Origin of the sequence: Streptococcus vestibularis ATCC 49124 (genome assembly GCF_000188295.1) — a bacterium.
Taxonomy (GTDB): domain Bacteria; phylum Bacillota; class Bacilli; order Lactobacillales; family Streptococcaceae; genus Streptococcus; species Streptococcus vestibularis.
In genome coordinates this window covers 1,521,226-1,543,785 of the sequence record NZ_GL831112.1, presented here as the reverse complement: position 1 = coordinate 1,543,785, position 22,560 = coordinate 1,521,226, and the positions used below count along the sequence as shown (strand labels likewise).

The window sequence follows — 22,560 nt, the reverse complement described above, 5'->3', positions numbered from 1 at the left end:
AGAAAATATCGCAAAAGGATTAACAAAAGTGATAATTTAGTATATAATGATGCTTGTAATTTTAATAATCAAATTAATTTTTCTCTCCATCTGTGAGTAACATTCATAATCACCAGATGCCCCTCTTGGTTTGGAAAATTTTCCCAATCATTAAAAGCAGTTAATGATTTTAGGAAAATGTGGGATATAGGTTGAAACGGAAGGGATGATAGTAATGTCTATTAGGGTTAAAAGTGTTAGTTTTGAGGATTATCAAAACACACAGGTAACTGCAAAGTGTGCCAATTTTCTGCAGTCTGCTGAAATGGCCAAACTTCAGGAAAGTCAAGACTATATAGAAAAAGTAGAAGCTCTGGTTTTCGAAAGAGATGGCTTAAGGGTAGGTCAAGCAATAGTTGTTTATAAGAAGAGCTTTCGTATATTTAAAAAGGCCCTCTTGTTACATGGTCCCCTGTTAGATTACCACTCTCTGGCTAGTTTGACAGAGCTACTCGAGGCTTTAATACTCTATTTAAGAAAGAAAAATATTGCCACACTTTCTATACACCCTTACCTGGCAAATCTTATTAGAAATGAAAAACTTGAAAATATTGAAGTGGATATAGCTAGTGATGTTCTAGAGGTTTTTGAAACATTAGGTTTTGAGCACTCTCTGGATTCGGAACAATCTCTTGTGGTTAACCAGATGTTCGTGAAATCAATAGAAAGTTTTGCTAGTTCTGATGAAATCCATGCTGCCTTTTCTCCATCATTGAAGCGAGACCTCAAAAAATTCACTGATATGAATGTTAAGACTGAAGAACTTGATGAGCATCAACTTGACCAGTTCTACGATATTTTAAGTCGAACAGCAGAGAGAAAGGGATTTTCTGTTCATCCGCTAGTTTATTTTCAAAATCTAAAAAAATATTTTGGCGAATCTGCCAAGTTTATGTTGGCTTATTTAGATTGTCCAGCCTATCTAGCTTATCTTGACAAGAACATTCAGTCTTTTGAAGCCAAGATTCAGGCTTTAAAAGAAGGACCTCAGAAAAAACGTACCAAAGGTCAAATAGCAGATGCGGAGGATCAATTGAGAAGCTACTATAAGCGGTTAGAACAATTCAAGTCTTACCAAATCAAGACTGACAAATTACCGCTTTCAGCTTATCTTTTCATGGATTATGGTCCGGAAATTGTCAGCTTTTACGGGGGTAATGATGAAGCTTACCTTAATTTCGGTGGAGCGGTTTTGCTTCATTGGGAGATGATAAAATATGCTAAAAGTAAGGCTAAAAAGCGTTTTAACTTTTACGGTACTATTGAAACTGAGGCAGCTAGTTCTGGCAAAGGAAACTTTAATTTTAAGCGTCAGTTTGGCGGACAATTAGAGACGCTTGTTGGCTCATTTGATAAGACCCTCAATCCCTTCTACGATATTTTTAAGAAGACACTAGGTAGACACTAGTGTTTAGATAGTAAAAAAGCCAATTGAGATGATGATCTTCATCTCAATTGGCTTTTTAAGTTATTATTTACAAATATTTTTTAGCGACTTCAATATCACCAGCATAATCAGTGCGTTTACCATTCACAATTTGAAAGGCATCAGCACCTTTACCGGCAATAACGACAGCATCCTCTGAGTCTGTAGTCTCGGCCATAGCTGTTTTAATAGCTTCCTCTCGATCAACAATGATACGAACCTTGCGACTGATATGGCTAGCAATTTCTTGACAGATCGCAAGGGGATCCTCCTTGTTAGGATCATCAGCAGATAAGGTGACATCTACTTCGGGGTAAGTGTTGAGGACGTGACCAAAGTCTTTACGACGACTTTCACCTTTATTTCCAGGAGCTCCTAGAATCAAACTAATCTTACCTTTTTGGTGATCAGTTACGACTTGCAAGAGCTTGTCTAGGCTGTCACCATTGTGAGCATAGTCGACGAATACCTTAGCACCATTGGCCTGAGTGAGAATTTCCATACGGCCTGGAACGGAGGTTTGAGCAATCCCTTGTTTAATGTCTTCAAGACTGGCTCCAAGACGTAGGCAGGATAAACCAGCAGCCATGGCATTATCCTGATTAAAGTCACCAATGAGTTGGATATCGTAATCACCAGCTAGTTTACCTTTGGCTTTAAAGCTAAATCCTGAGCTATGTTTAACGGTATTTTCAGAGTCCTTACCATAGAAGTCGTGGTCTTTATCAGCGACTTCTTCAGCAACAAAACCGAAGTGATTCATACCACTATTGACAATAACTGCTCGACTATTTTCCAAGAGGAGACGCTTGTGGTAGAAGTAGTCTTCAAAGGTTGGGTGTTCAATAGGACCAATGTGGTCTGGGCTGATGTTAAGAAAGACACCTACATCAAAAGTCAATCCATAGACACGCTTTGTCAGATAGGCTTGACTTGAGACTTCCATAATCAGATGGGTCATACCATTAGCAACAGCTTCAGCCATCATACGGAAAAGGTCCAAACTCTCAGGTGTTGTTAAGGTAGACTTGAAGAAGTTTTTTCCGTCTAGTGTCGTGTTCATGGTTGAAAGCATAGCAGGTTTATGACTTTGCTTGAGAATATTGAAGGCAAAGTAGGCTGCTGTTGTTTTCCCTTTTGTCCCAGTGAAAGCCAGCAATTTAAGCTTGTCTTGAGGGTATTGGTAGAAGGCCTGAGCAACGAGGCTCATAGCCTGCTTAATATCTGATACGATAATGGCAGGTATTCCCACTTGATAATCTTTCTCAGCCACGTAGAAACTCAAGCCAGCTTGGACAGCATTCTCTAAAAATTCAGGCTTGAAAGCAGCTCCTTTGGCAAAGAAGAGGGACGATGGTGTGACATCACGACTATCATAAGAAAGATGATCAAAAGTCACCCCAGTCCATGAATAGTAGTAGTTGTCTTGGTCGATAATATCTCTAAAATTATGGTCCTTTTTAAGAACCTCTAGAACTTGTTCAATAGTAATCATAGTTCCTATTTTAGCCTTAATGTTCTTGTTTTACAAGTCACAGCCAAAAGTTTATAATAAACTAGATTATATTTTATTCTCTAGAAAGAAAGTTATGACTGAAACTAAAACTGATACACAGCAGCAGCAGATGCTAAGAGGGACGGCATGGATGACAGCATCCAATATTATCAGTCGTCTATTGGGGGCACTCTACATTATTCCTTGGTATGCTTGGATGGGTAAACAAGGTGACCAAGCCAATGCCCTTTTTGGTCAAGGGTATAATATTTATGCTCTTTTCCTCTTGATTTCAACAGCAGGTATTCCAGTCGCAATTGCCAAACAGGTGTCTAAATACAACACACTTGGAAAGATGGAGACGAGTTTCTTCTTACTCAAGCGTATCTTGTATTACATGATTGGTCTCGGACTTATCTTTGGCGTTTTCATGTACTTTGCTTCGCCGTGGATGTCTTACCTTTCTGGGGGAGACGAGGATCTGGTTCGCGTCATGCGTAGTCTTTCTTGGGCAGTTGTTATTTTCCCATCGATGTCTGTTTTACGAGGCTTTTTCCAAGGCTTTAACAACATGAAACCTTATGCCTTGAGTCAGATTGCGGAGCAGATTATCCGTGTTATTTGGATGCTGTTGGCGACCTTCTTCATCATGAAAATTGGGACAGGCGATTATGTGACAGCAGTTGTCCAATCGACTTTTGCCGCTTTTATCGGTATGTTGGCTAGTTATGGGGTGCTTTTCTTCTACCTTTGGAAGGAGGGTAAACTCAAGAGTCTTTTTGGCAAGCAGGCTGTTCATCCGGATATCAATCCAACTGCAATTGTTATTGAAACCTTTAAGGAAGCCATTCCTTTCATTATTACTGGGTCAGCAGTTCAACTTTTCCAGTTGATTGACCAATGGACCTTTATCCGTACTATGGAGAAGTTTACAAGCTATAGCAACAGTCAGCTTCAGGTTCTCTATGCTTACTTGTCTTCAAACCCAAGTAAGATTACTATGATTTTGATTGCTGTAGCTATCTCCATTGCTGGGGTTGGGATTCCACTCTTGACTGAAAATATGGTTAAGAAGGATCTTAGGGGAGCAGCTAAACTGATTATTAATAACTTACAGTTGCTTTTGCTCTTTATTGTTCCTGCCATTGTAGGATCAGTGATTTTAGCTAAACCACTTTATACAGTCTTTTATGGTGCGCCAGATAGTCAGGCCCACTTGCTCTTTGTAGCCAGTCTGATTCAAGTTATTTTCTTGGCCTTGTATAGCGTTTTAGCACCAATGCTTCAGGCAATCTTTGAAACCCGCAAAGCTATCAACTATTTTGCGATTGGGGTTTTAGTTAAGGCTATTCTACAGCTGCCATTGATTATTTTCTTAGGAGCCCTTGGCCCGGTTATTTCAACAGCCATCGGTTTAGGTGTTCCAATTGCTCTCATGTATAATCACCTCCACACTGTTACGCACTTTAGTCGTAAGACAGTGTTTAGAAAAGCCTTGCTCATCTGTATCCTTACGGTACTCATGGCTATTCCAGTTGCGATCTTCTATTGGTTGTTCCAGTTTGTATTGTCACCAACAAGCCGTATGGGTAGTGTGATTTACTTGGTCATTGGAGGAGGCCTTGGAATCGGTGTCTACGGCGTTCTTGCTCTTGTAACTCGTATGGCTGACCAACTACTTGGTGCCCGAGCTGCTAGTCTGCGTGCTAAATTACATATTAAATAAAATCTAAACCAAGTCATGTGGCTTGGTTTTTTTCTTTTCAACCTTTTCTGAAAAAGGAGTATAATAGGGGTGAAAAAATGAAATCGTTTTAATGATTTAGAATCGAGGAAAGGATTATGGTTGATTCTAGACAAGAACATATAAAATTAGGGACCTATCCTCCCGAACAAGTTTACCAAGTCTTGCAGACAAGCCCTCAGGGTTTGAGCTCACAAGAGGTTAAGGAGAGGCAGGCGACGTATGGCCCTAACCAATTGAAGGAAAGTAAGAAGGAGCCTATTTGGCTGACCTTTTTCAGACATTTTACTAGTCTTATGGCACTCTTATTGTGGGGTGGTGGCTTTATCGCCATGCTTTCTCATAGTTTAGAGTTGGGGATTGCAATTTGGTTGGTCAACATTATTAATGGTCTCTTTAGCTTTATTCAAGAATATAGGGCGAGTCAGGCTACGGCAGCTCTTAATAAGCTTCTTCCATCCTATGCGCGAGTTCTTCGTGATGGTAAGGAGGATAAGATTCTAGCTCAGGACTTGGTGCCAGGTGACTTGGTTTTCATTGAAGAAGGAGACCGTATTTCTGCAGATGGACGCTTGGTCGCTGTGACAGATTTGCAGGTTAACCAGTCTGCCCTCACTGGTGAGTCTAATCCTATTTATAAGTCAGATCAAGCAGATTTGACTCCCGACAAGACTGAGTTAGAGTATGACAATATGGTATTTGCAGGGACTACTGTCTCTTCTGGTTCTGGACATTTTATAGTATCTGCTATCGGGATGAAAACTGAGTTTGGACAGATTGCGGATTTGACACAGAATCTTGCTCAGGAAAAGAGTCCCCTTCAGAAAGAATTAGACCATTTGACTAAACAGATTTCAGTTATTGCGGTGTCTGTAGGTCTCTTCTTTATGGTGGCAGCGACTCTATTTGTCCATCAGCCTTTGTCTCAAGCCTTTATTTTTGCATTGGGGATGATTGTGGCCTTTATTCCTGAAGGACTTCTTCCCACAGTTACTCTATCTTTAGCCATGGCCGTTCAGCGCATGGCTAAGGACCATGCTTTGGTTAAGAAACTGTCTTCGGTTGAGACGTTGGGAGCAACTTCTGTTATTTGTTCGGATAAAACAGGGACTTTGACGCAAAATGCCATGACGGTTAACCACTTGTGGACCTTGTCAGACAGTTATGAGGTCACTGGGCTAGGTTATGCATCAGAAGGACAGATTGAGCAGGAAGGACGACCTGTTTCTCTTGAAGAAAATGAGCTTCTTAATCGTTTGGTCCGCTTCTCTCATTTGGCTAGTAATGCTCAAGTTGTGGCTCCTAGTGCTGATAATCCCAATTTTACAATTTTAGGTGATCCAACTGAGGCTTGTCTTAATGTTCTCGCCGAAAAAGCAGGAATTAATTTAAATGACAATCATACTTGGGCCCCTCGCCTCAAGGAAATCCCCTTTGATTCTGATCGTAAACGGATGACGACAGTGCATAAGCTTGAAGTAGGAGTGGATGGCAGTCAGCATATTTCTATCACCAAAGGTGCTCCGAAAGAAGTGATGGAGCTTTGCTCAGACTACTATGATAATCAAGGAATGATTAAATCATTGACGGCTACGGAGCGTCAGGCTATCATTGCGGCTAACGACCAGTTTGCTCGCGATGGTTTACGTGTTTTAGCAGTGGCCTATAGACCTTTAGACAGTGAGCATATTGGAGAAGACAAGTGGGACATGCAGACCTTGGAGGACAATATGGTCTTTCTAGGCTTAGTTGCTATGAGTGATCCGCCACGTCAGGGTGTGCGTGAAGCCATTGAAAAATGCCATAGAGCTAGTATTCGTATTATCATGGTGACAGGTGATTATGGCTTGACAGCTCTTAGCATTGCTAAGAAAATCGGAATTGTACAAGGGGACGATGCGCGTGTTGTTTCAGGACTTGAACTAGCTGGTATGGATGACAATCAGCTTAAAGAAGCTCTTAAAGGCGAAATCGTTTTTGCTCGTGTGGCTCCTGAACAAAAATACCGTGTGGTCAATGCCCTCCAAGAGCTTGGCGAAGTTGTCGCTGTTACTGGTGATGGTGTTAATGATGCCCCTGCCCTTAAAAAAGCTGATATCGGTGTAGCTATGGGGATATCGGGAACTGATGTTGCCAAGGAATCTGCAGATATGATTTTAACAGATGATCATTTTGCTTCTATTGTTCATGCTGTCGAAGAAGGTCGTGCAGTTTATAGAAATATTCAAAAATTCCTGACTTATATTTTTAATTCCAACACGCCAGAAGCCGTACCCTCTGCTTTCTTCTTGTTCTCTTTGGGACGCATACCTCTTCCCTTAACGGTTATGCAAATCCTAGCTATTGACTTGGGGACAGATATGGTACCTGCTTTGGGATTGGGGGTTGAACCACCTGAAGAGGGCGTTATGGACAGACCACCAAGACGTCTTTCAGATCGCTTGCTCAATCGACAATTGTTGATTAAAGCTTTTGTCTGGTATGGACTGATTGAAGCAGCCTTAGCTATGGGGGCTTTCTTCCTTAATTATTGGGTTAATCAAGGTAACTTAAACCATTTGGCCAGCTCAGGTCCTCTCTATCGAGAGGCAACTACCATGACCTTAGGTGCTATTATCTTTACCCAAATTGGTATGGCTATGAATAGTCGTAAAGGTAGAGGGTCTATATTCCAAGTTAAACCATTTGCTAATCGGATTATTAGCTTAGGGATTGTTTTAGAAATTGTCCTCTTTATCATCCTGTCTTACGTGCCTTTCTTCCACACGCTATTTAACACTGCACCTATTGGACTTGATGATTGGCTCTATTTACTTGCTTGTCCGTTTGTTATTATGGCTTTGGAAGAAATCAGATATCGCTTATTTGATAAAAAGTAAGTCAGTGGCATACCTTAGATTGAAGCAAGATTTTTAAATCGTTTCTTAGTGCTTGAAACTATGATGTTTCAGGCACTTTTTGATGCTTGAAAATCTACTTTAGACAATCTCAAAAATTGGCCTTATTTTAAATTAGAGTTAGTATCTATCTGTCTTTTTAGGTTATAGAAATAAACTATAACTAACTATCAAGAATCCGTATGATGGACTTACCATTATTTTCAGAAAATAGTGATAAAATAGAGGTCATAGATATGGAGTATATCCACTTTACCATGTAGAAAGGGCACATTATGACACAAGAATATCAATTAGAAACCATTTTGGCACACGCAGGAATCAATTCGGATGAAGCAACAGGAGCCTTGGCTTCACCAATTCATTTTTCAACAACTTACCAACATCCAGAATTTGGCCATTCTACTGGTTTTGACTATACACGAACTAAAAATCCAACACGCGCAACAGTGGAAAAACACTTGCAGCTATTGAAAAAGCAGATTATGCTATTGCTACAAGTTCAGGGATGAGCGCCATTGTTTTGGCTTTTGAAATTTTCCCAGTAGGTAGCAAGGTTGTAGCTGCGCGTGACCTTTACGGAGGTTCTTTCCGTTGGTTTAATGACAAGGAAAAAGAAGGTCGTTTCTTTTTTGAATACACAAATACAGAAGATGAGATGATTGCGGCTATTACAGAAGATACCGATATTGTCTACATCGAAACACCGACAAACCCACTTATGATTGAGTTTGATATTGAAAAAGTGGCAAAAATTGCTCATGACAAGGGTGCGGTGGTTATTGTTGATAATACTTTCTATAGCCCAATCTATCAAACGCCGATTACTCAAGGTGCTGATATCGTTGTCCATTCAGCTACTAAATACCTATCAGGGCATAATGACGTTTTGGCTGGTGTTGTTGTGACTAGTAACCAAGAATTCTACGATAAACTCTATTATAACCTCAATACGACTGGTCCTACCTTGTCACCATTTGATAGCTATATGCTTATGCGTGGTCTTAAGACCTTAAAACTTCGTATGGAGGCATCAACAGCTAATGCTCAAGAAGTTGTAGCTTTCTTAGAGAAGTCACCAGCTGTTAAGGAAGTTCTCTATCCAGGCAAGGGTGGTATGATTTCCTTCAAAGTGGCTAATCAAGACAAGATTCCTACCATTATCAATTCCCTAAAAGTCTTTACCTTTGCGGAGAGCCTAGGTGGTGTTGAAAGTTTGATTACCTACCCAACGACACAAACCCACGCAGATATTCCAGGTGATGTGCGTGCTTCCTATGGTTTGACAGACGACTTGCTTCGTCTTTCAATTGGTATTGAAGCAGCACAAGATTTGATTGCTGACTTGGAAAATGCCCTTAGTCTTTAAGGAGTTATCTATGACACGTTATGATTTTACAACACAACCAAATCGCTTGGATCAAAATACCATGAAATGGCACGAAGCTGAAAGCAATCCAGAACTACTTGAGCTTTGGGTTGCCGATATGGACTTTCTACCTGTTCCTGAGATTAGGGATGCAGTTATCAACTATGCTGAGACACATATTTTTGGTTATCCTTATCCAAGTGAAGAGCTTTATCAGTCCATCATTAATTGGGAAAAAAACCAACACGGTTACGTCGTTGAAAAAGAGAGTATTGTGCTCATTGAAGGTGTTGTCCCAGCTATTTCAACAGCTATTCAAGCCTTTACGAAAGAAGGCGATGCTGTTCTCATCAACACACCAGTTTATCCGCCTTTTGCTCGTTCTGTTCGTTTGAATAATCGTCAGTTGATTGAAAATAGTCTTGTTAAGGTTAATGGGCATTTCGAAATTGATTTTGAACAATTGGAACGTGATATCGTCGATAATGAGGTTAAACTTTATGTTTTCTGTAGCCCACATAACCCAGGTGGGCGTGTCTGGACTAAGGAAGAATTGACCAAGGTGGCAGACCTTTGCCAGAAACATGGTGTTCTCTTGGTATCTGATGAAATCCATCAAGACTTGGCCTTGTATGGCAATAAGCACATTTCTATGAATACCATTTCAGATGCTTACAAGGACTTTACCTTGGTGCTTAGTTCGGCCACTAAAACCTTTAATATTGCTGGTACTAAAAATAGTTTTACTATCATTGAAAATGAAGACTTACGTAAAGCCTTTAAACAAAAGCAATTGGCAAATAATCAACATGAAATTCCAACCATTGGTTTGATTACAACGCAAGCAGCTTTGACCTATGGGAAACCTTGGTTAGAGGAATTGAAGACTGTCTTTGAAACTAATATTGACCTTTTAACCAAGGAACTTAGTGAAAAGACTAATATCAAAGTCATGAAACCTGAGGGAACCTACTTGGTCTGGCTTGATTTTTCAGCCTATGATCAAGATCACAATGAACTTGGACGTTTGCTTAAAGAAGAAGCCAAGGTAGTGCTAAATGACGGTATTACCTTTGGTTCCGAAGGAGAAAAACATTTCCGTTTTAACGTAGCTACACCGACTACTGTTGTTGCAGAAGGGGTGAAACGTCTCGTATCTGTCTTTGGAAATTAGTCAAAACCACCCGTGAGAACGGGTGGTTTTGACTGCGGCTATTGGTAGCTTAGCAGTTCTTGGCTATGGTTTAGTAACAGGTAAGATTCATCTATCTAAAAATAAAATCGGATCCTTTCCAAAAACGTTTGTAATTAAAGCAAGCGTTTTTTTTGTGTTTTTGATATAATGGAGTGAATATAAAGCAAAGGAAGAAACTATTATGGGTAAATTTCAAGTTATTTCACATCCATTGATTCAACATAAACTCTCAATCTTACGTCGTGAGGATACCTCTACTAAGGACTTCCGTGAGTTGGTTGATGAAATCGCTATGCTTATGGGTTATGAAGTATCGCGTGATCTCCCTCTTGAAGAGGTTGAAATTCAAACACCAATTACAAAAACAGTTCAAAAACAACTTTCTGGTAAAAAATTGGCAATTGTTCCAATCCTTCGTGCGGGTATTGGTATGGTCGATGGTTTGCTTAGCCTCGTACCTGCAGCAAAAGTTGGTCATATTGGTATGTACCGTGATGAAGAAACACTTGAGCCAGTTGAGTACTTGGTTAAATTGCCGGAAGATATTGATCAACGTCAGATTTTTGTAGTGGACCCAATGCTTGCAACTGGTGGTTCAGCAATTTTGGCGGTGGATTCACTAAAAAAACGTGGAGCAGCTAATATCAAGTTTGTATGTTTAGTTGCCGCACCAGAAGGTGTAAAAAAATTGCAAGATGCTCACCCAGATATTGATATATACACAGCATCTTTGGATGAGAAACTTAATGAGAATGGTTATATTGTTCCAGGTCTTGGAGATGCAGGTGACCGTCTGTTTGGTACAAAATAAGTTGAAAAGGGAAAATTTCCCTTTTTTTAATAGGGTAATGACTTAGGAAAATCTTAATAATAACCTGTTTTTTTACTTATTTAGCACTCTTTTTAAATGAGTGCTAATAAAAATGTTTTTTATTTGACCTAATTTGACTAAAATCATATAATAACATCAAGACAATATTAAAAGGAGAATTCATATGATTCCTGTAGTTATTGAACAAACATCACGTGGTGAACGTTCTTATGACATTTACTCACGTTTGCTCAAGGATCGTATTATCATGTTAACAGGTCCTGTAGAAGATAATATGGCAAACTCAATTATCGCTCAACTCTTGTTCTTAGATGCCCAAGACAATACAAAAGATATCTATCTTTATGTTAATACACCTGGTGGGTCAGTTTCAGCAGGTCTTGCCATTGTCGATACAATGAACTTCATCAAGTCTGATGTTCAAACCATCGTTATGGGTATGGCAGCATCAATGGGTACAATTATCGCTTCAAGCGGTACTAAAGGTAAACGTTTCATGTTGCCAAATGCAGAATACATGATTCACCAACCAATGGGTGGTACTGGTGGCGGTACGCAACAAACAGATATGGCCATCGCAGCTGAACACTTGCTCAAGACTCGTAATAACTTGGAGCAAATCTTGGCTGATAATTCTGGTCAGTCAATTGAAAAAGTTCATGTTGATGCTGAACGTGATAATTGGATGAGTGCCCAAGAAACACTTGAATATGGCTTCATTGATGAAATCATGACCAACAACCAATTAAAATAAGCCTAGCTTATCTAAGATAAAAGTCAGATGCTAATCGGTTTATATAAGAACCGTTTCATCTGACTTTTTGTGTTATAATAGGAAACATGTTAATAATCAATGAGGAGCTACTTGCTATTGATCAAGCAATAGACAGTCTTGTTTTACATTTTCTAAGACTGCCAGAAGTAGAAAATTACCGTTTAAAACGGCAGAAATTAGAAAATACCAGAGAACTTCAAGAGCTACTTTTGGAATTTCAGGAATTAAAGGAAAGCTATGATAAGGCTAAGGAGTATGAGTCTTTTAGACCAGATGTGAGAGACTTGAAACGTCAGGTTTTGCGAATGAAGCGCCAAATTGATCTAAACGAGGTGATTATAGGCTATCGTCAGGCGGAGTTCGATTTGCAGATAATACTAGCTTCACTTGGCGAGGAGGTTGCTCAAGCTATCTCAAATCAGATTTTCATTGATACTGGGCTACCTCTTGCACCTCATAAACCTCATCATAAAAAGGGTGATACTAACATAAAGGAGAAGATGAGTCATGATTAAGCGTCAAGGAATTATTGTTTATTTATACTATAATAGAGACTTACGTAAAATTGCCAAGTTTGGCGATGTTATCTACCATTCTTATAAGATGCGTTATGTGCACCTTTATGTAGATCAAGACAGGGTTAAGGACATCTTGACAGAGCTTGAAGGAATGAAGGCGGTCAAAAAAGTTCTTCCTTCTTATTATTCTGATATTGATATGGATTTTGTAGGTAGTCTGGAACGCTACGACACCTCTGTCCCTGAACATTTTAAAAACTTTTCTCTTTAGCTAGGAGAAAAGTTTTTTATTCTTAAAGTGTTATTTTAAAAGCAATGGAAACGATTACTGTGGTTGAAGCTTGGTTATGTGTAGTTGACAATTGTCTGATAATTCTGTAATCTATAAAGTGGACTTTTTTAAGAAAATATTAAGGAGAAATCTTATGTCTAAAAAGATCACACTTATTGTGTTAGCCTTTTTTGCTTCCATTTTCTTGGTTGCCTGTGGCAAGTCACCAGATGTGACTGCTAATGCCAAAGGTACTAAGATTGGGGATACAATCAAAATTGGTGTTAACATGGAGTTGACAGGTGCTGTTGCGGCCTATGGTAAGGCAGAGCAGAATGGTATTAAGTTGGCTGTTGATGAAATTAATAAAGCAGGTGGCGTCGATGGCAAGAAACTTGAGCTTGTCACAAAAGATAATAAATCTGAAAACGCTGAAGCTTCAACATCCTCAACAAACTTGGCTATTCAGAGTAATGTAAATGCTATAGTTGGTCCAGCGACATCAGGTGCTGTCGCTGCGGCTAGCCTCGTCTCACAAAAAACAGGGGTTCCTTTGCTGACACCTTCAGGTACGCAGGATGACCTTACGGTAGATACTAACGGAGCTAAGAAATTTGTTTTCCGTACAACCTTTAAGGACAGCTACCAAGGTAAAGTTTTGGCAGCTTATTCTTACAGTAATTTGAATGCTAAGAAAGTAGTTCTCTACTATGATAATGCCTCAGACTATGCCAAAGGTATTGCAGACGAGTTTAAACGCGAATATAAGGGGCAAATTGTTACTGAGGCTACCTTTGCGTCAGGTGACAAGGACTATCAGTCAGCTTTGACTAAATTTAAAGACCTTGACTATGATGCGATTGTAATGCCTGGTTACTATACTGAGACTGGTATTATCACTAAACAAGCACGTGACCTTGGAATTGATAAACCAATCCTTGGACCTGATGGGTTCAGTGATGCGAAATTTACTGAGCTTGCAGGTAAAAAGAATGCTTCAAACGTCTACTATGTATCAGGATATTCAACAAATGTTGCTCTTTCTGACAAGGCATCAGGTTTCATTGAAGCATATAAGAAAGCTTACAACACTGAACCAAATATGTTTGCTGCTCTAGCTTACGATTCTGTTTATATGATTGCAGAAGCATCAAAAGATACGAAAACTTCAGTTGATATTGCCGATAACTTAGCACATTTGAAAAACTTTGTCGGGGTTACTGGTAAAATGACGATTGATAAGGATCATAACCCTATTAAAGCAGCTCTTATGGTTAAAAGAGATAATGGTGAAGAAGTTTCAGCGGAAGCCGTTGAAATTGAAAAATAATCTGTTATCTATACTGAAAATGAACTAGAAAGTTTGGTTATATATGTTTTTTGAACAACTTCCCCAACAACTAGTCAATGGTATTATCTTGGGTAGTATCTATGCCCTACTTGCCCTTGGATATACCATGGTTTATGGGATTATCAAATTGATTAACTTTGCCCATGGAGACATCTATATGATGGGTGCCTTCGTTGGTTACTATGCGATTAACAGCTTGAAGATGAACTTCTGGATTGCCCTTGTGTTTTCTATGATTGTCTGTGCAATTTTAGGGGTAGTTATTGAATTCTTGGCTTATCGTCCACTCCGTAATTCAACACGTATTTCTGCCTTGATAACGGCCATTGGTGTGTCATTCTTTCTTGAGTACATCATGGTTTACTTTGTAGGTGCAGATACACGTTCATTCCCACAATCAATCAAGATGCATACTTATCATCTTGGGTCAATTTCTGTGACAAATGTGCAGTTGCTCATTTTGGTAGTTGCTCTTGTACTTATGGTTGCTCTTCAGTTGATCGTTAAGAAGACTAAGATGGGTAAAGCTATGCGTGCTGTATCTGTAGATAGCGACGCAGCAGAGTTGATGGGTATTAATGTTAATAATACGATTAGTTTCACTTTTGCTCTTGGATCATCACTTGCAGGGGCTGCCGGTGTCCTCATTGGTCTTTACTATAACTCAATTGAACCTCTTATGGGGATGACTCCGGGTATTAAAGCTTTTGTTGCCGCTGTTCTTGGTGGTATCGGTATTATTCCTGGTGCAGCACTCGGTGGTTTTGTTATCGGTATTTTAGAGACTTTGTCAACTGCAATTGGTTTATCAAGTTACCGTGATGCCATTGTTTATGGTGTCTTGATAGTTATCCTCTTGCTTCGTCCAGCGGGTATTCTCGGTAAAAATGTGAAAGAGAAGGTGTAAGACATGAAAAAAAATCTAAAAGTAAACCTTATTTGGTTTGGTCTTATCATTGGACTCTTCCTTATCTTGAAAGGTCTTGAACTTTCAGGTATTATGAATCTTTACTACATCCAAATCTTAATGGGAATTGGGATTTCAATCCTTATGGGACTTGGTACTAACTTAGTTCTTGGTTTCTCCGGACAATTTACACTTGGACAAGCCGGTTTCATGGCAATCGGTGCGTACTCATCAGCTATCATCACTGGCATGATGCCAACTTATGATGGTTTCTACCTCTCAATGGTTGTAGGTGTCATCATCGCAGCTGTCGTTGCCCTTATTTTTGGTATACCTACCCTTCGTTTGAAAGGTGACTATCTTGCTATTGCAACTCTCGGTATGGCTGAAATTATCCGTATCATTATCGTTAATGGTGGTGAATTGACCAATGGTGCCGCTGGTTTGACTGGAATTCTTCCTTATACAAGCTGGCCTGTCATCTATTTCTTTGTAGTTATCATTACAATCTTGGTACTCAATTTCTTGCGTTCAGCAACTGGTCGCCAAGCAATCACTCTTCGTGAAGATGAAATTGCTGCAGAGTCAATGGGTGTCAATGTTACAAAAATGAAGGTTATTATATTCGTTATCGGTGCCATGATTTCAGCGATTGCTGGTTCACTTTATGTCAGCTATATCGGGACTGTCGTGCCAAAAGACTTCACAATCATGAAGTCAATTGATTACCTTATCATTGCCGTTCTTGGAGGTCTTGGATCAATTACAGGTACTATCATTGCTGCTGTTGTTCTTGGTATTATCAACATGTTCCTCCAAAACGTTTCAAACCTTCGTATGATTATTTACGCCTTGGCTTTGATTCTTGTAATGCTCTTCCGTCCAGGTGGGCTTCTTGGAACAAAAGAACTCTATCTCTCAAAATTCTTCAATAAATCTAAGGAGGGCAAATAAAAATGGCACTTCTTGAAGTTAAAAATTTAACTAAAAACTTTGGTGGTTTGACTGCTGTTGGTGACGTTTCAATGGAACTCAATGAAGGTGAGTTGGTTGGGCTTATCGGGCCAAACGGTGCTGGTAAAACAACCTTGTTCAACCTTTTGACTGGTGTCTATGAGCCAAGTGAAGGGACTGTAACGCTTGATGGTACAGTTCTCAACGGTAAAGCACCTTATAAAATCGCTTCACTCGGTTTGTCACGTACTTTCCAAAATATCCGCCTTTTCAAAGACATGACTGTACTTGAAAATGTTCTTGTTGGTTTATCAAATAAGCAACCTTCAAACTTCTTCGCATCACTTTTACGTTTGCCTAAGTACTATTCAAGTGAGGACGAGTTGAAAGACAAAGCTATGAAACTTTTGGCTATCTTTAACTTGGATGATGAGGCAGATACACTTGCGAAAAACTTGGCTTATGGACAACAACGTCACTTGGAAATTGTTCGTGCACTTGCAACGGAACCTAAAATTCTTTTCCTTGATGAACCAGCTGCGGGTATGAACCCACAAGAAACAGCTGAGTTGACTGCCCATATTCGTCAAATTCAAAAAGACTTTGGTATTACAATTATCTTGATTGAGCATGATATGAGTTTGGTTATGGATGTCACTGAGCGTATCTATGTTTTAGAATATGGACGCTTGATTGCAGAAGGAACACCTGATGAAATTAAGAATAACAAGCGTGTTATCGAAGCTTACTTGGGAGGTGAAGCGTAATGGCTATGTTAAAGGTTGAAAATCTCTCAATTAAATATGGTTCTATTGAGGCTGTTAAAAACGTTAGCTTTGAGGTTAATGAAGGTGAAGTTGTAACTCTTATCGGAGCCAATGGAGCAGGTAAAACATCTATTCTTCGTACAATCTCAGGTCTTGTTCGTCCAACTGAAGGAATTATTTCTTACCTTGGAAATGACATTCACAAAACACCAGCTCGAAAGATTGTTGCAGAAGGTTTGGCACAAGTGCCTGAAGGACGTCACGTCTTTGCAGGATTAACCGTAATGGAAAATCTTGAAATGGGTGCTTTCCTTCATAAAAATAAAGAAGAAAATACAACTCTATTGAAAAAAGTCTTCCAACGTTTCCCACGTCTAGAAGAGCGTAAGAATCAAGACGCCGCAACACTTTCTGGTGGTGAGCAACAGATGTTGGCGATGGGTCGTGCCCTTATGAGTCGTCCGAAACTTTTGCTTTTGGATGAGCCTTCAATGGGGCTTGCTCCAATCTTTATTCAAGAAATTTTTGATATTATCGAAGATATCAAGGCGCAAGGAACTACAGTTCTTTTGATTGAACAAAATGCCAATAAGGCTTTATCAATTGCGGATCGAGGTTACGTTCTTGAAACTGGTAAAGTGGTTCTTTCAGGTACTGGTAAAGAACTTCTTGCATCAGACGAAGTTCGTAAAGCCTATCTTGGAGGATAAGAAAAAGCGCCCAAGGGCGTTTTTCTATAGCCTCATACTGATTGTAAGGTACTAATTTTTCAGCAAAATAATGCAATCGGTTTCAATTAGTGTGGTATAATACAAGTAAGAAATCATTCGGAGGAAAATGAAACATGGCAGTAAAAGATTTTATGACGAAACGTGTAGTTTATGTCTCACCAGAAACAACAGTTGCAGCAGCTACAGACATTATGCGTGACAAAGGTTTGCGCCGTTTGCCAGTAATTGAACACGATAAATTGGTTGGTCTTATTACAGAAGGTACAATGGCGGAGGCTTCACCATCAAAAGCAACTAGCTTGTCCATTTATGAAATGAACTATCTCCTTAATAAGACAAAAGTAGGAGATATCATGATTAAGAATGTCCTTACTGTTTCCAAATATGCTAGCCTTGAGGATGCTATCTACATTATGCTGCAAAACAAGGTTGGAGTTCTTCCAGTAGTAGACAATGACCAAATTTCTGGAATTATTACAGATAAAGATGTCTTTCGTGCTTTCTTGGAAATTTCTGGTTATGGTCAAGCCGGAATCCGTATTGGGCTTGAAGTCTTAGACACACCACGTATCCTAGAAAAAATTGCCAACCTCATTTCTAGTGAAAATCTCAACATTGAACGTACAATTGTTGCACCAAAAACTGATACCGTGCTTCGCGTCGAACTACAAGTTGAAGGGGATGTAGAACCAGAATACCTTAAAAAAGTTTTTGTAGAAGCAGGGTTTACAGTTGTTGAAATTGCTGAAACAGAAGCAAAAGAATTAGACTAATAAGAAAAGGAGTCAAGACTAAACGAGTTTATTTCGGTGTCCTACTCCTATAGGTCAGTATATTAACAACAGGTTGTTTTTTCTATTGGAACGATCAGCATCTGGCTATAAGTTTTTAACAACAAAAAAGAAGCTAGAACATTAAATGTTCAGCTTCTTTTTTGTTAGTTTTGGAAATCATAAAGTGTTGTAGAAAGGTAACGTTCACCATTATCAGGCAAAAGTGTCAATACTTTTTTACCTTCGCCGAGTTCAGCAGCAACTTTAAGAGCAGCAGCAATAGCAGCACCTGATGAGATACCAGCTAGGAAACCTTCCTTGCTACCCAATGTACGTGATGTTGAGATAGCCTCATCAGAAGGAATACGTACAACGCTATTATATGATTTTGTATCCAATGTGTCAGGGATAAAGCCGGTTGAGATACCTTGGATTTTGTGTGGTCCTGGTTTATCACCGTTCAAGACAGCAGATTCGTCAGCTTCAATACCATAAACTTTGATGTTTGGGTTAGCAGCTTTCAGAGTTTTAGAAACACCCGAAATAGTACCACCGGTACCGATACCAGCTACGAATGCATCCAAACCATCTGCCCCAAAATCTTCCAGAATTTCTTGACCGGTTGTGGCAGCATGAACAGCAGGGTTTGATGGGTTAGCAAATTGGAGTGGCACCCAACCATTGCGCTCAGCAGCAACTTCTTTAGCCTTAGCGATAGCACCTTTCATTCCTTCGCTACCAGGAGTCAAAACAAGTTCAGCACCGTAGGCTTGGATGATTTTACGACGTTCAACACTCATTGTGTCAGGCATTACGATGACTACCTTGTAACCTTTAGCAGCACCAACCCAAGCGAGACCGATACCGGTATTACCTGAAGTTGGTTCAATAATAGTATTACCAGGTTTAATCGTACCAGCTTTTTCAGCGTCTTCAATCATACGAAGAGCAATACGGTCTTTAACTGAAGAACCAGGATTAAATGCTTCGAGTTTAACATAAACATCTGCTGATCCTTCTGGAACAATAGAATTGAGTTTAATAACAGGTGTTTTTCCAACAAGTTCAGTGATTGAATTGTAAATTGCCATATTTAAAATCCTCTTAATCTTTGATTGATGGTTTTAAGTATACGACGGTAGAACTAACTTGTAAAATACATCTTCTTTATCACTGTGATAATGTTTGACTATCAGACAGGAATCTCAACAATTTTCTTTCCAGATTTTTCATAATTAACTTTTCCCTGATAGAACTCAGTGAGCTCTTGACCGAGTCTTTCAATCTCAGACTCTTCAACAAACAAAGTGGTAGAAACTTCTGATAAGAAAGTTGTATCAAATTCTTGGAGACCTTCTTTTTCAAGGAAGTTAGAGAAAACTTGGTATTGAGAGTAGGTCAACTTTACAATTAGGCCCGCTAACTCTTTGATTTCCACTCGTCCAATTTCTTCGATTGCATGGGTAACACTACCAGAGTAAGCGCGTATAAGACCACCTGCCCCAAGTTTGATTCCACCAAAATAGCGAGTCACAACTGCTACGACATTAGTAAGTCCTTGTTTTTCTAGAACAGTAAGCATGGGCACCCCAGCGGTTCCAGAAGGTTCGCCATCATCACTAGAACGCTTAATTTGACCATCGTCTCCGACAATCATTGCAGAGCAAGAGTGATTGGCCTTGTGATGTTTTTTCTTAATCTGGGCGATATACTCTCTCCCTTCTTCTTCATTACTAATGCGTTTCAAATGACAAATGAAACGAGATTTTTTGATTTCTTTTTCAACGATTCCATCGTTGGCAATTGTTTTGTAATCCATAAAAAAATTTTATCATAAAAAGGTAAATTCAAACATATTTTCGAATAGAAAGATATGATACCTAAAGAATATTATGGACGACTATTTACGAAAGCACAGTTACCAGTGGACTATCTCTCAGAGGCTGTAAAATTAGAAAGTATGATAAAGGTTGATAAAAAACTTAGATGTAAAAGATGTTATAGTCAAATAGAGGAAGATTGGCAATTACCGAATGGTCAGTATTATTGTAGAGCGTGTATTGTCTTTGGTCGAAACCAAGAAGGTAAAGAACTCTATTACTTTCCTTCAGAAAAATCAGAAGTAGATTTTCCTGTCTTGAAATGGTTAGGAAAACTGACTCCTTATCAAAATGAGGTCTCGGAAAAGCTTTTAAAGACTTATAAAAACAAAAAACACAGTCTTGTTCATGCAGTGACTGGTGCTGGTAAGACAGAGATGATTTATAAGATTGTTGCCTATGTTCTTGAAAATAAAAATCGTGTCGCCATTGCAAGTCCCCGAGTTGATGTTTGTCGAGAATTGTTTCTACGTATGCAGAAAGATTTTACTTGTAGTATTTCTCTGCTTCATGCTGATAGTGAACCATATGATGGTAGTCCGCTCGTTATAGCTACCACTCATCAATTACTAAAATTTTATCATAGTTTTGACTTGATTATTGTTGACGAAGTTGATGCCTTCCCCTTTGTAGGGAATGTCATGTTAAATCATGCTGTTAAACAAGCAAAGACGGAAACAGGTCGATATATTTACTTAACAGCAACTTCTACATTAGCTTTAGAGGAGCAAGTTCGCCTTGGAGCTTTAGAAAAGCATCACCTTGCCAGACGCTTCCATGGAAATCCTTTAGTCCTTCCTCGTTTCTTTTGGCAAGGAAGGTTACAAAAGTCGTTGACGAACGGCAAGCTCCCAAGCCTTCTAATTCACCAGATTAAGAAGCAGCGTAAATCAAATTTTCCTCTATTAATCTTTTTTCCCAATATAGCAGTAGGTGAAAAGTTTAGTATTACCCTAAAAAAATACCTCCCTACTGAAAACATAGCCTTTGTTTCATCAAAAAGTGAGGAGCGTTCAACCATCGTAGAGAAATTCCGAAAAAAAGAACTGTCAATCTTAGTGACAACAACTATTCTCGAACGTGGTGTTACCTTTCCACAAGTAGATGTTTTTGTTTGTATGGCAAATCATCACTTATATACTAGTTCGAGTCTTATTCAGATTGGTGGTAGGGTGGGGCGTTCGCCCGAGAGACCTACAGGGAAACTCTATTTCTTTCATGAAGGATTATCTAAATCAATGTTGCAATGTCGGAAAGAAATAAATGCAATGAATAAAAAAGGAGGCTTTGAAAATGAAGTGTCTACTATGTAATGAATGGATTGAATCAGTAGCTCAATTAAGTGATTTAATTATGTTTAAACAAAGAAGAGAGTATTCTTGTGAAGATTGTAAAGGTCAATTTAAAAAGCTTGGGAAGGCGAGATGTTCAAATTGTTATAAAATAATAGATGGAAATAGTTGCATTGATTGCAAAATTTGGGCGAAAAAAGGCTATATTCCAAAACATTTTGCCATTTATTGTTATGAAGAAAATATGAAAGAGTATTTTAGTCGCTATAAATTTATGGGAGATTATTGCCTTAGAAAAATATTTCAACAAGAAATTAAAGCCAATTTAAAGCCTTTTTTAAAGAAAGGTTATATCTTAGTACCTGTCCCCTTGTCGGAAGAACGGCTGGAAGATAGAGGATTCAATCAAGTTAAAGGATTACTAGAGGGAATCCCCTATAAAAACATTTTTGAAAAAAGAGACATCGAGAAGCAATCCTCGAGAACACGCGAAGAGAGGTTAAGTCAAGATAATCCTTTCAGTTTGAAGAAAGGTATTGAGCTGCCAAGTAAGATCATCATAATCGATGATATTTACACAACAGGATCTACCCTGTATCAAATGGTCAAACTATTGGATGACTTAGATGTCAAAGAAGTTTTGACCTTTTCCTTAGCTAGATAATAAAAACCCTTGCAAATTTTCATGAAAAGGATATAATAAAGATAAAGAAAACGCTAACAAGCGAGAAAGAGGTCTTTTATGATTAAATATAGTATCCGTGGCGAAAACATCGAAGTAACTGAAGCACTTCGTGACTATGTTGAAAGTAAACTTAGCAAAGTTGAAAAATACTTCAACGAAGACCAAGAACTACATGCACGTGTAAATCTTAAGGTTTATCGCGAAAAGACAGCTAAAGTAGAAGTTACTATCCCTACAGGTTCTGTAACACTACGTGCAGAAGATGTTTCACAAGATATGTATGGTTCTATTGACTTAGTGGTCGATAAGATTGAAAGACAAATCCGTAAAAACAAAACAAAAATTGCACGTAAGCATCGTGAGAAAGTTTCAAGAGGTGAAGTGTTCTCAGCTGAATTTAATAAAGAAGAAATTGAAGAAGCACCAACTGTTGAAGTTGTAAGAACTAAAAATATTGAGTTGAAACCAATGGATGTTGAAGAAGCAATTCTTCAAATGGAGTTGTTGGGACATGATTTCTTTATCTATACTGATAGCAAAGATCATATGACTAACGTACTGTATAAGCGTGAAGATGGTAACTATGGCTTGATTGAAGCAAAATAATAAGCAGGTTTATACCCTGCTTATTATTTTTTAAAAAATATCTTGACAGCTAT

At 38.9% G+C, this 22,560-nt stretch carries 20 protein-coding genes and 1 pseudogene; 18 read left to right on the top strand and 3 right to left on the bottom strand.

Features of this window, described 5'->3' with window-relative positions; all coding sequences use genetic code 11:
- Positions 1-214: 214 nt before the first annotated feature.
- On the top strand, positions 215-1,447 hold the full coding sequence (locus tag HMPREF9425_RS07430; protein ID WP_003092270.1) for a lipid II:glycine glycyltransferase FemX: 1,233 nt from the start codon (positions 215-217) through the stop codon (positions 1,445-1,447).
- Between the two features lie 67 nt (positions 1,448-1,514).
- On the opposite strand, the gene HMPREF9425_RS07425 is transcribed toward HMPREF9425_RS07430, so the two are convergent.
- The gene (locus HMPREF9425_RS07425; RefSeq protein WP_003097927.1) at positions 1,515-2,960 is read right to left on the bottom strand and encodes a UDP-N-acetylmuramoyl-L-alanyl-D-glutamate--L-lysine ligase; all 1,446 of its coding nucleotides are present in this window, start codon (positions 2,958-2,960) and stop codon (positions 1,515-1,517) included.
- Between the two features lie 94 nt (positions 2,961-3,054).
- Between HMPREF9425_RS07425 and HMPREF9425_RS07420 the strand changes: the two genes are divergently transcribed.
- From HMPREF9425_RS07420 to HMPREF9425_RS07355, 14 genes and pseudogenes are all read left to right on the top strand, one after another.
- Positions 3,055-4,686, top strand: a complete 1,632-nt coding sequence (locus HMPREF9425_RS07420) for a putative polysaccharide biosynthesis protein (protein WP_014633916.1) — start codon at positions 3,055-3,057, stop codon at positions 4,684-4,686.
- 116 nt (positions 4,687-4,802) lie between these two features.
- On the top strand, positions 4,803-7,583 hold the full coding sequence (locus tag HMPREF9425_RS07415) for a cation-translocating P-type ATPase (protein ID WP_003097918.1): 2,781 nt from the start codon (positions 4,803-4,805) through the stop codon (positions 7,581-7,583).
- Between the two features lie 293 nt (positions 7,584-7,876).
- A pseudogene (locus tag HMPREF9425_RS07410) lies at positions 7,877-8,970 on the top strand (cystathionine gamma-synthase).
- Positions 8,971-8,980: 10 nt separating this feature from the next.
- Positions 8,981-10,144: a MalY/PatB family protein gene (locus HMPREF9425_RS07405; protein ID WP_037621574.1), complete on the top strand. Its 1,164-nt coding sequence runs from the start codon at positions 8,981-8,983 to the stop codon at positions 10,142-10,144.
- Between the two features lie 202 nt (positions 10,145-10,346).
- The gene (upp, locus tag HMPREF9425_RS07400) at positions 10,347-10,976 is read left to right on the top strand and encodes a uracil phosphoribosyltransferase (RefSeq protein ID WP_003097908.1); all 630 of its coding nucleotides are present in this window, start codon (positions 10,347-10,349) and stop codon (positions 10,974-10,976) included.
- A gap of 184 nt (positions 10,977-11,160) precedes the next feature.
- Positions 11,161-11,751, top strand: a complete 591-nt coding sequence (locus HMPREF9425_RS07395) for an ATP-dependent Clp protease proteolytic subunit (RefSeq protein ID WP_003093117.1) — start codon at positions 11,161-11,163, stop codon at positions 11,749-11,751.
- An 86-nt stretch (positions 11,752-11,837) separates the two neighbouring features.
- Positions 11,838-12,287: a YlbF/YmcA family competence regulator gene (locus tag HMPREF9425_RS07390; protein ID WP_003097905.1), complete on the top strand. Its 450-nt coding sequence runs from the start codon at positions 11,838-11,840 to the stop codon at positions 12,285-12,287.
- Positions 12,280-12,561 carry a DUF2129 domain-containing protein gene (locus HMPREF9425_RS07385; protein ID WP_003093153.1) on the top strand — a complete coding sequence of 94 codons (282 nt, stop codon included), beginning with the start codon at positions 12,280-12,282 and terminating at the stop codon, positions 12,559-12,561. Before HMPREF9425_RS07390 ends, HMPREF9425_RS07385 begins: the two co-directional genes overlap by 8 nt.
- Positions 12,562-12,715: 154 nt before the next feature.
- Complete coding sequence (locus tag HMPREF9425_RS07380) at positions 12,716-13,891, top strand: ABC transporter substrate-binding protein (RefSeq protein WP_037621571.1); 1,176 nt, start codon at positions 12,716-12,718, stop codon at positions 13,889-13,891.
- A gap of 43 nt (positions 13,892-13,934) precedes the next feature.
- Positions 13,935-14,819: a branched-chain amino acid ABC transporter permease gene (locus HMPREF9425_RS07375; protein ID WP_003093154.1), complete on the top strand. Its 885-nt coding sequence runs from the start codon at positions 13,935-13,937 to the stop codon at positions 14,817-14,819.
- 3 nt (positions 14,820-14,822) lie between these two features.
- A complete protein-coding gene (locus tag HMPREF9425_RS07370) occupies positions 14,823-15,773 on the top strand; it encodes a branched-chain amino acid ABC transporter permease (protein WP_003097900.1) in 951 nt (316 codons plus the stop codon).
- Between the two features lie 2 nt (positions 15,774-15,775).
- Positions 15,776-16,540: an ABC transporter ATP-binding protein gene (locus HMPREF9425_RS07365; RefSeq protein WP_003093115.1), complete on the top strand. Its 765-nt coding sequence runs from the start codon at positions 15,776-15,778 to the stop codon at positions 16,538-16,540.
- On the top strand, positions 16,540-17,250 hold the full coding sequence (locus HMPREF9425_RS07360) for an ABC transporter ATP-binding protein (protein WP_003093126.1): 711 nt from the start codon (positions 16,540-16,542) through the stop codon (positions 17,248-17,250). The genes HMPREF9425_RS07365 and HMPREF9425_RS07360 overlap by 1 nt, the downstream gene beginning before the upstream one ends.
- Positions 17,251-17,384: 134 nt before the next feature.
- Positions 17,385-18,044 carry a CBS and ACT domain-containing protein gene (locus tag HMPREF9425_RS07355; RefSeq protein ID WP_003097896.1) on the top strand — a complete coding sequence of 220 codons (660 nt, stop codon included), beginning with the start codon at positions 17,385-17,387 and terminating at the stop codon, positions 18,042-18,044.
- 164 nt (positions 18,045-18,208) lie between these two features.
- Here HMPREF9425_RS07355 and cysK read toward each other — a convergent pair whose 3' ends face one another.
- Complete coding sequence (gene cysK / locus HMPREF9425_RS07350) at positions 18,209-19,135, bottom strand: cysteine synthase A (RefSeq protein WP_003097895.1); 927 nt, start codon at positions 19,133-19,135, stop codon at positions 18,209-18,211.
- 101 nt (positions 19,136-19,236) lie between these two features.
- The gene (locus HMPREF9425_RS07345; protein ID WP_003097893.1) at positions 19,237-19,863 is read right to left on the bottom strand and encodes a YigZ family protein; all 627 of its coding nucleotides are present in this window, start codon (positions 19,861-19,863) and stop codon (positions 19,237-19,239) included.
- 54 nt (positions 19,864-19,917) lie between these two features.
- Here HMPREF9425_RS07345 and HMPREF9425_RS07340 point away from each other — a divergent pair, with 54 nt between their 5' ends.
- The 3 genes from HMPREF9425_RS07340 to hpf all read left to right on the top strand — a co-directional run bounded on the left by HMPREF9425_RS07340 (position 19,918) and on the right by hpf (position 22,507).
- Positions 19,918-21,237: an ATP-dependent helicase ComFA gene (locus HMPREF9425_RS07340; protein WP_003097890.1), complete on the top strand. Its 1,320-nt coding sequence runs from the start codon at positions 19,918-19,920 to the stop codon at positions 21,235-21,237.
- Positions 21,218-21,880, top strand: coding sequence for a ComF family protein (locus HMPREF9425_RS07335; protein WP_003097888.1), 663 nt, complete (start codon positions 21,218-21,220; stop codon positions 21,878-21,880). Before HMPREF9425_RS07340 ends, HMPREF9425_RS07335 begins: the two co-directional genes overlap by 20 nt.
- Before the next feature lie 78 nt (positions 21,881-21,958).
- Positions 21,959-22,507, top strand: coding sequence for a ribosome hibernation-promoting factor, HPF/YfiA family (gene hpf / locus HMPREF9425_RS07330; protein WP_003097886.1), 549 nt, complete (start codon positions 21,959-21,961; stop codon positions 22,505-22,507).
- The last annotated feature ends 53 nt before the right edge of the window (positions 22,508-22,560 follow it).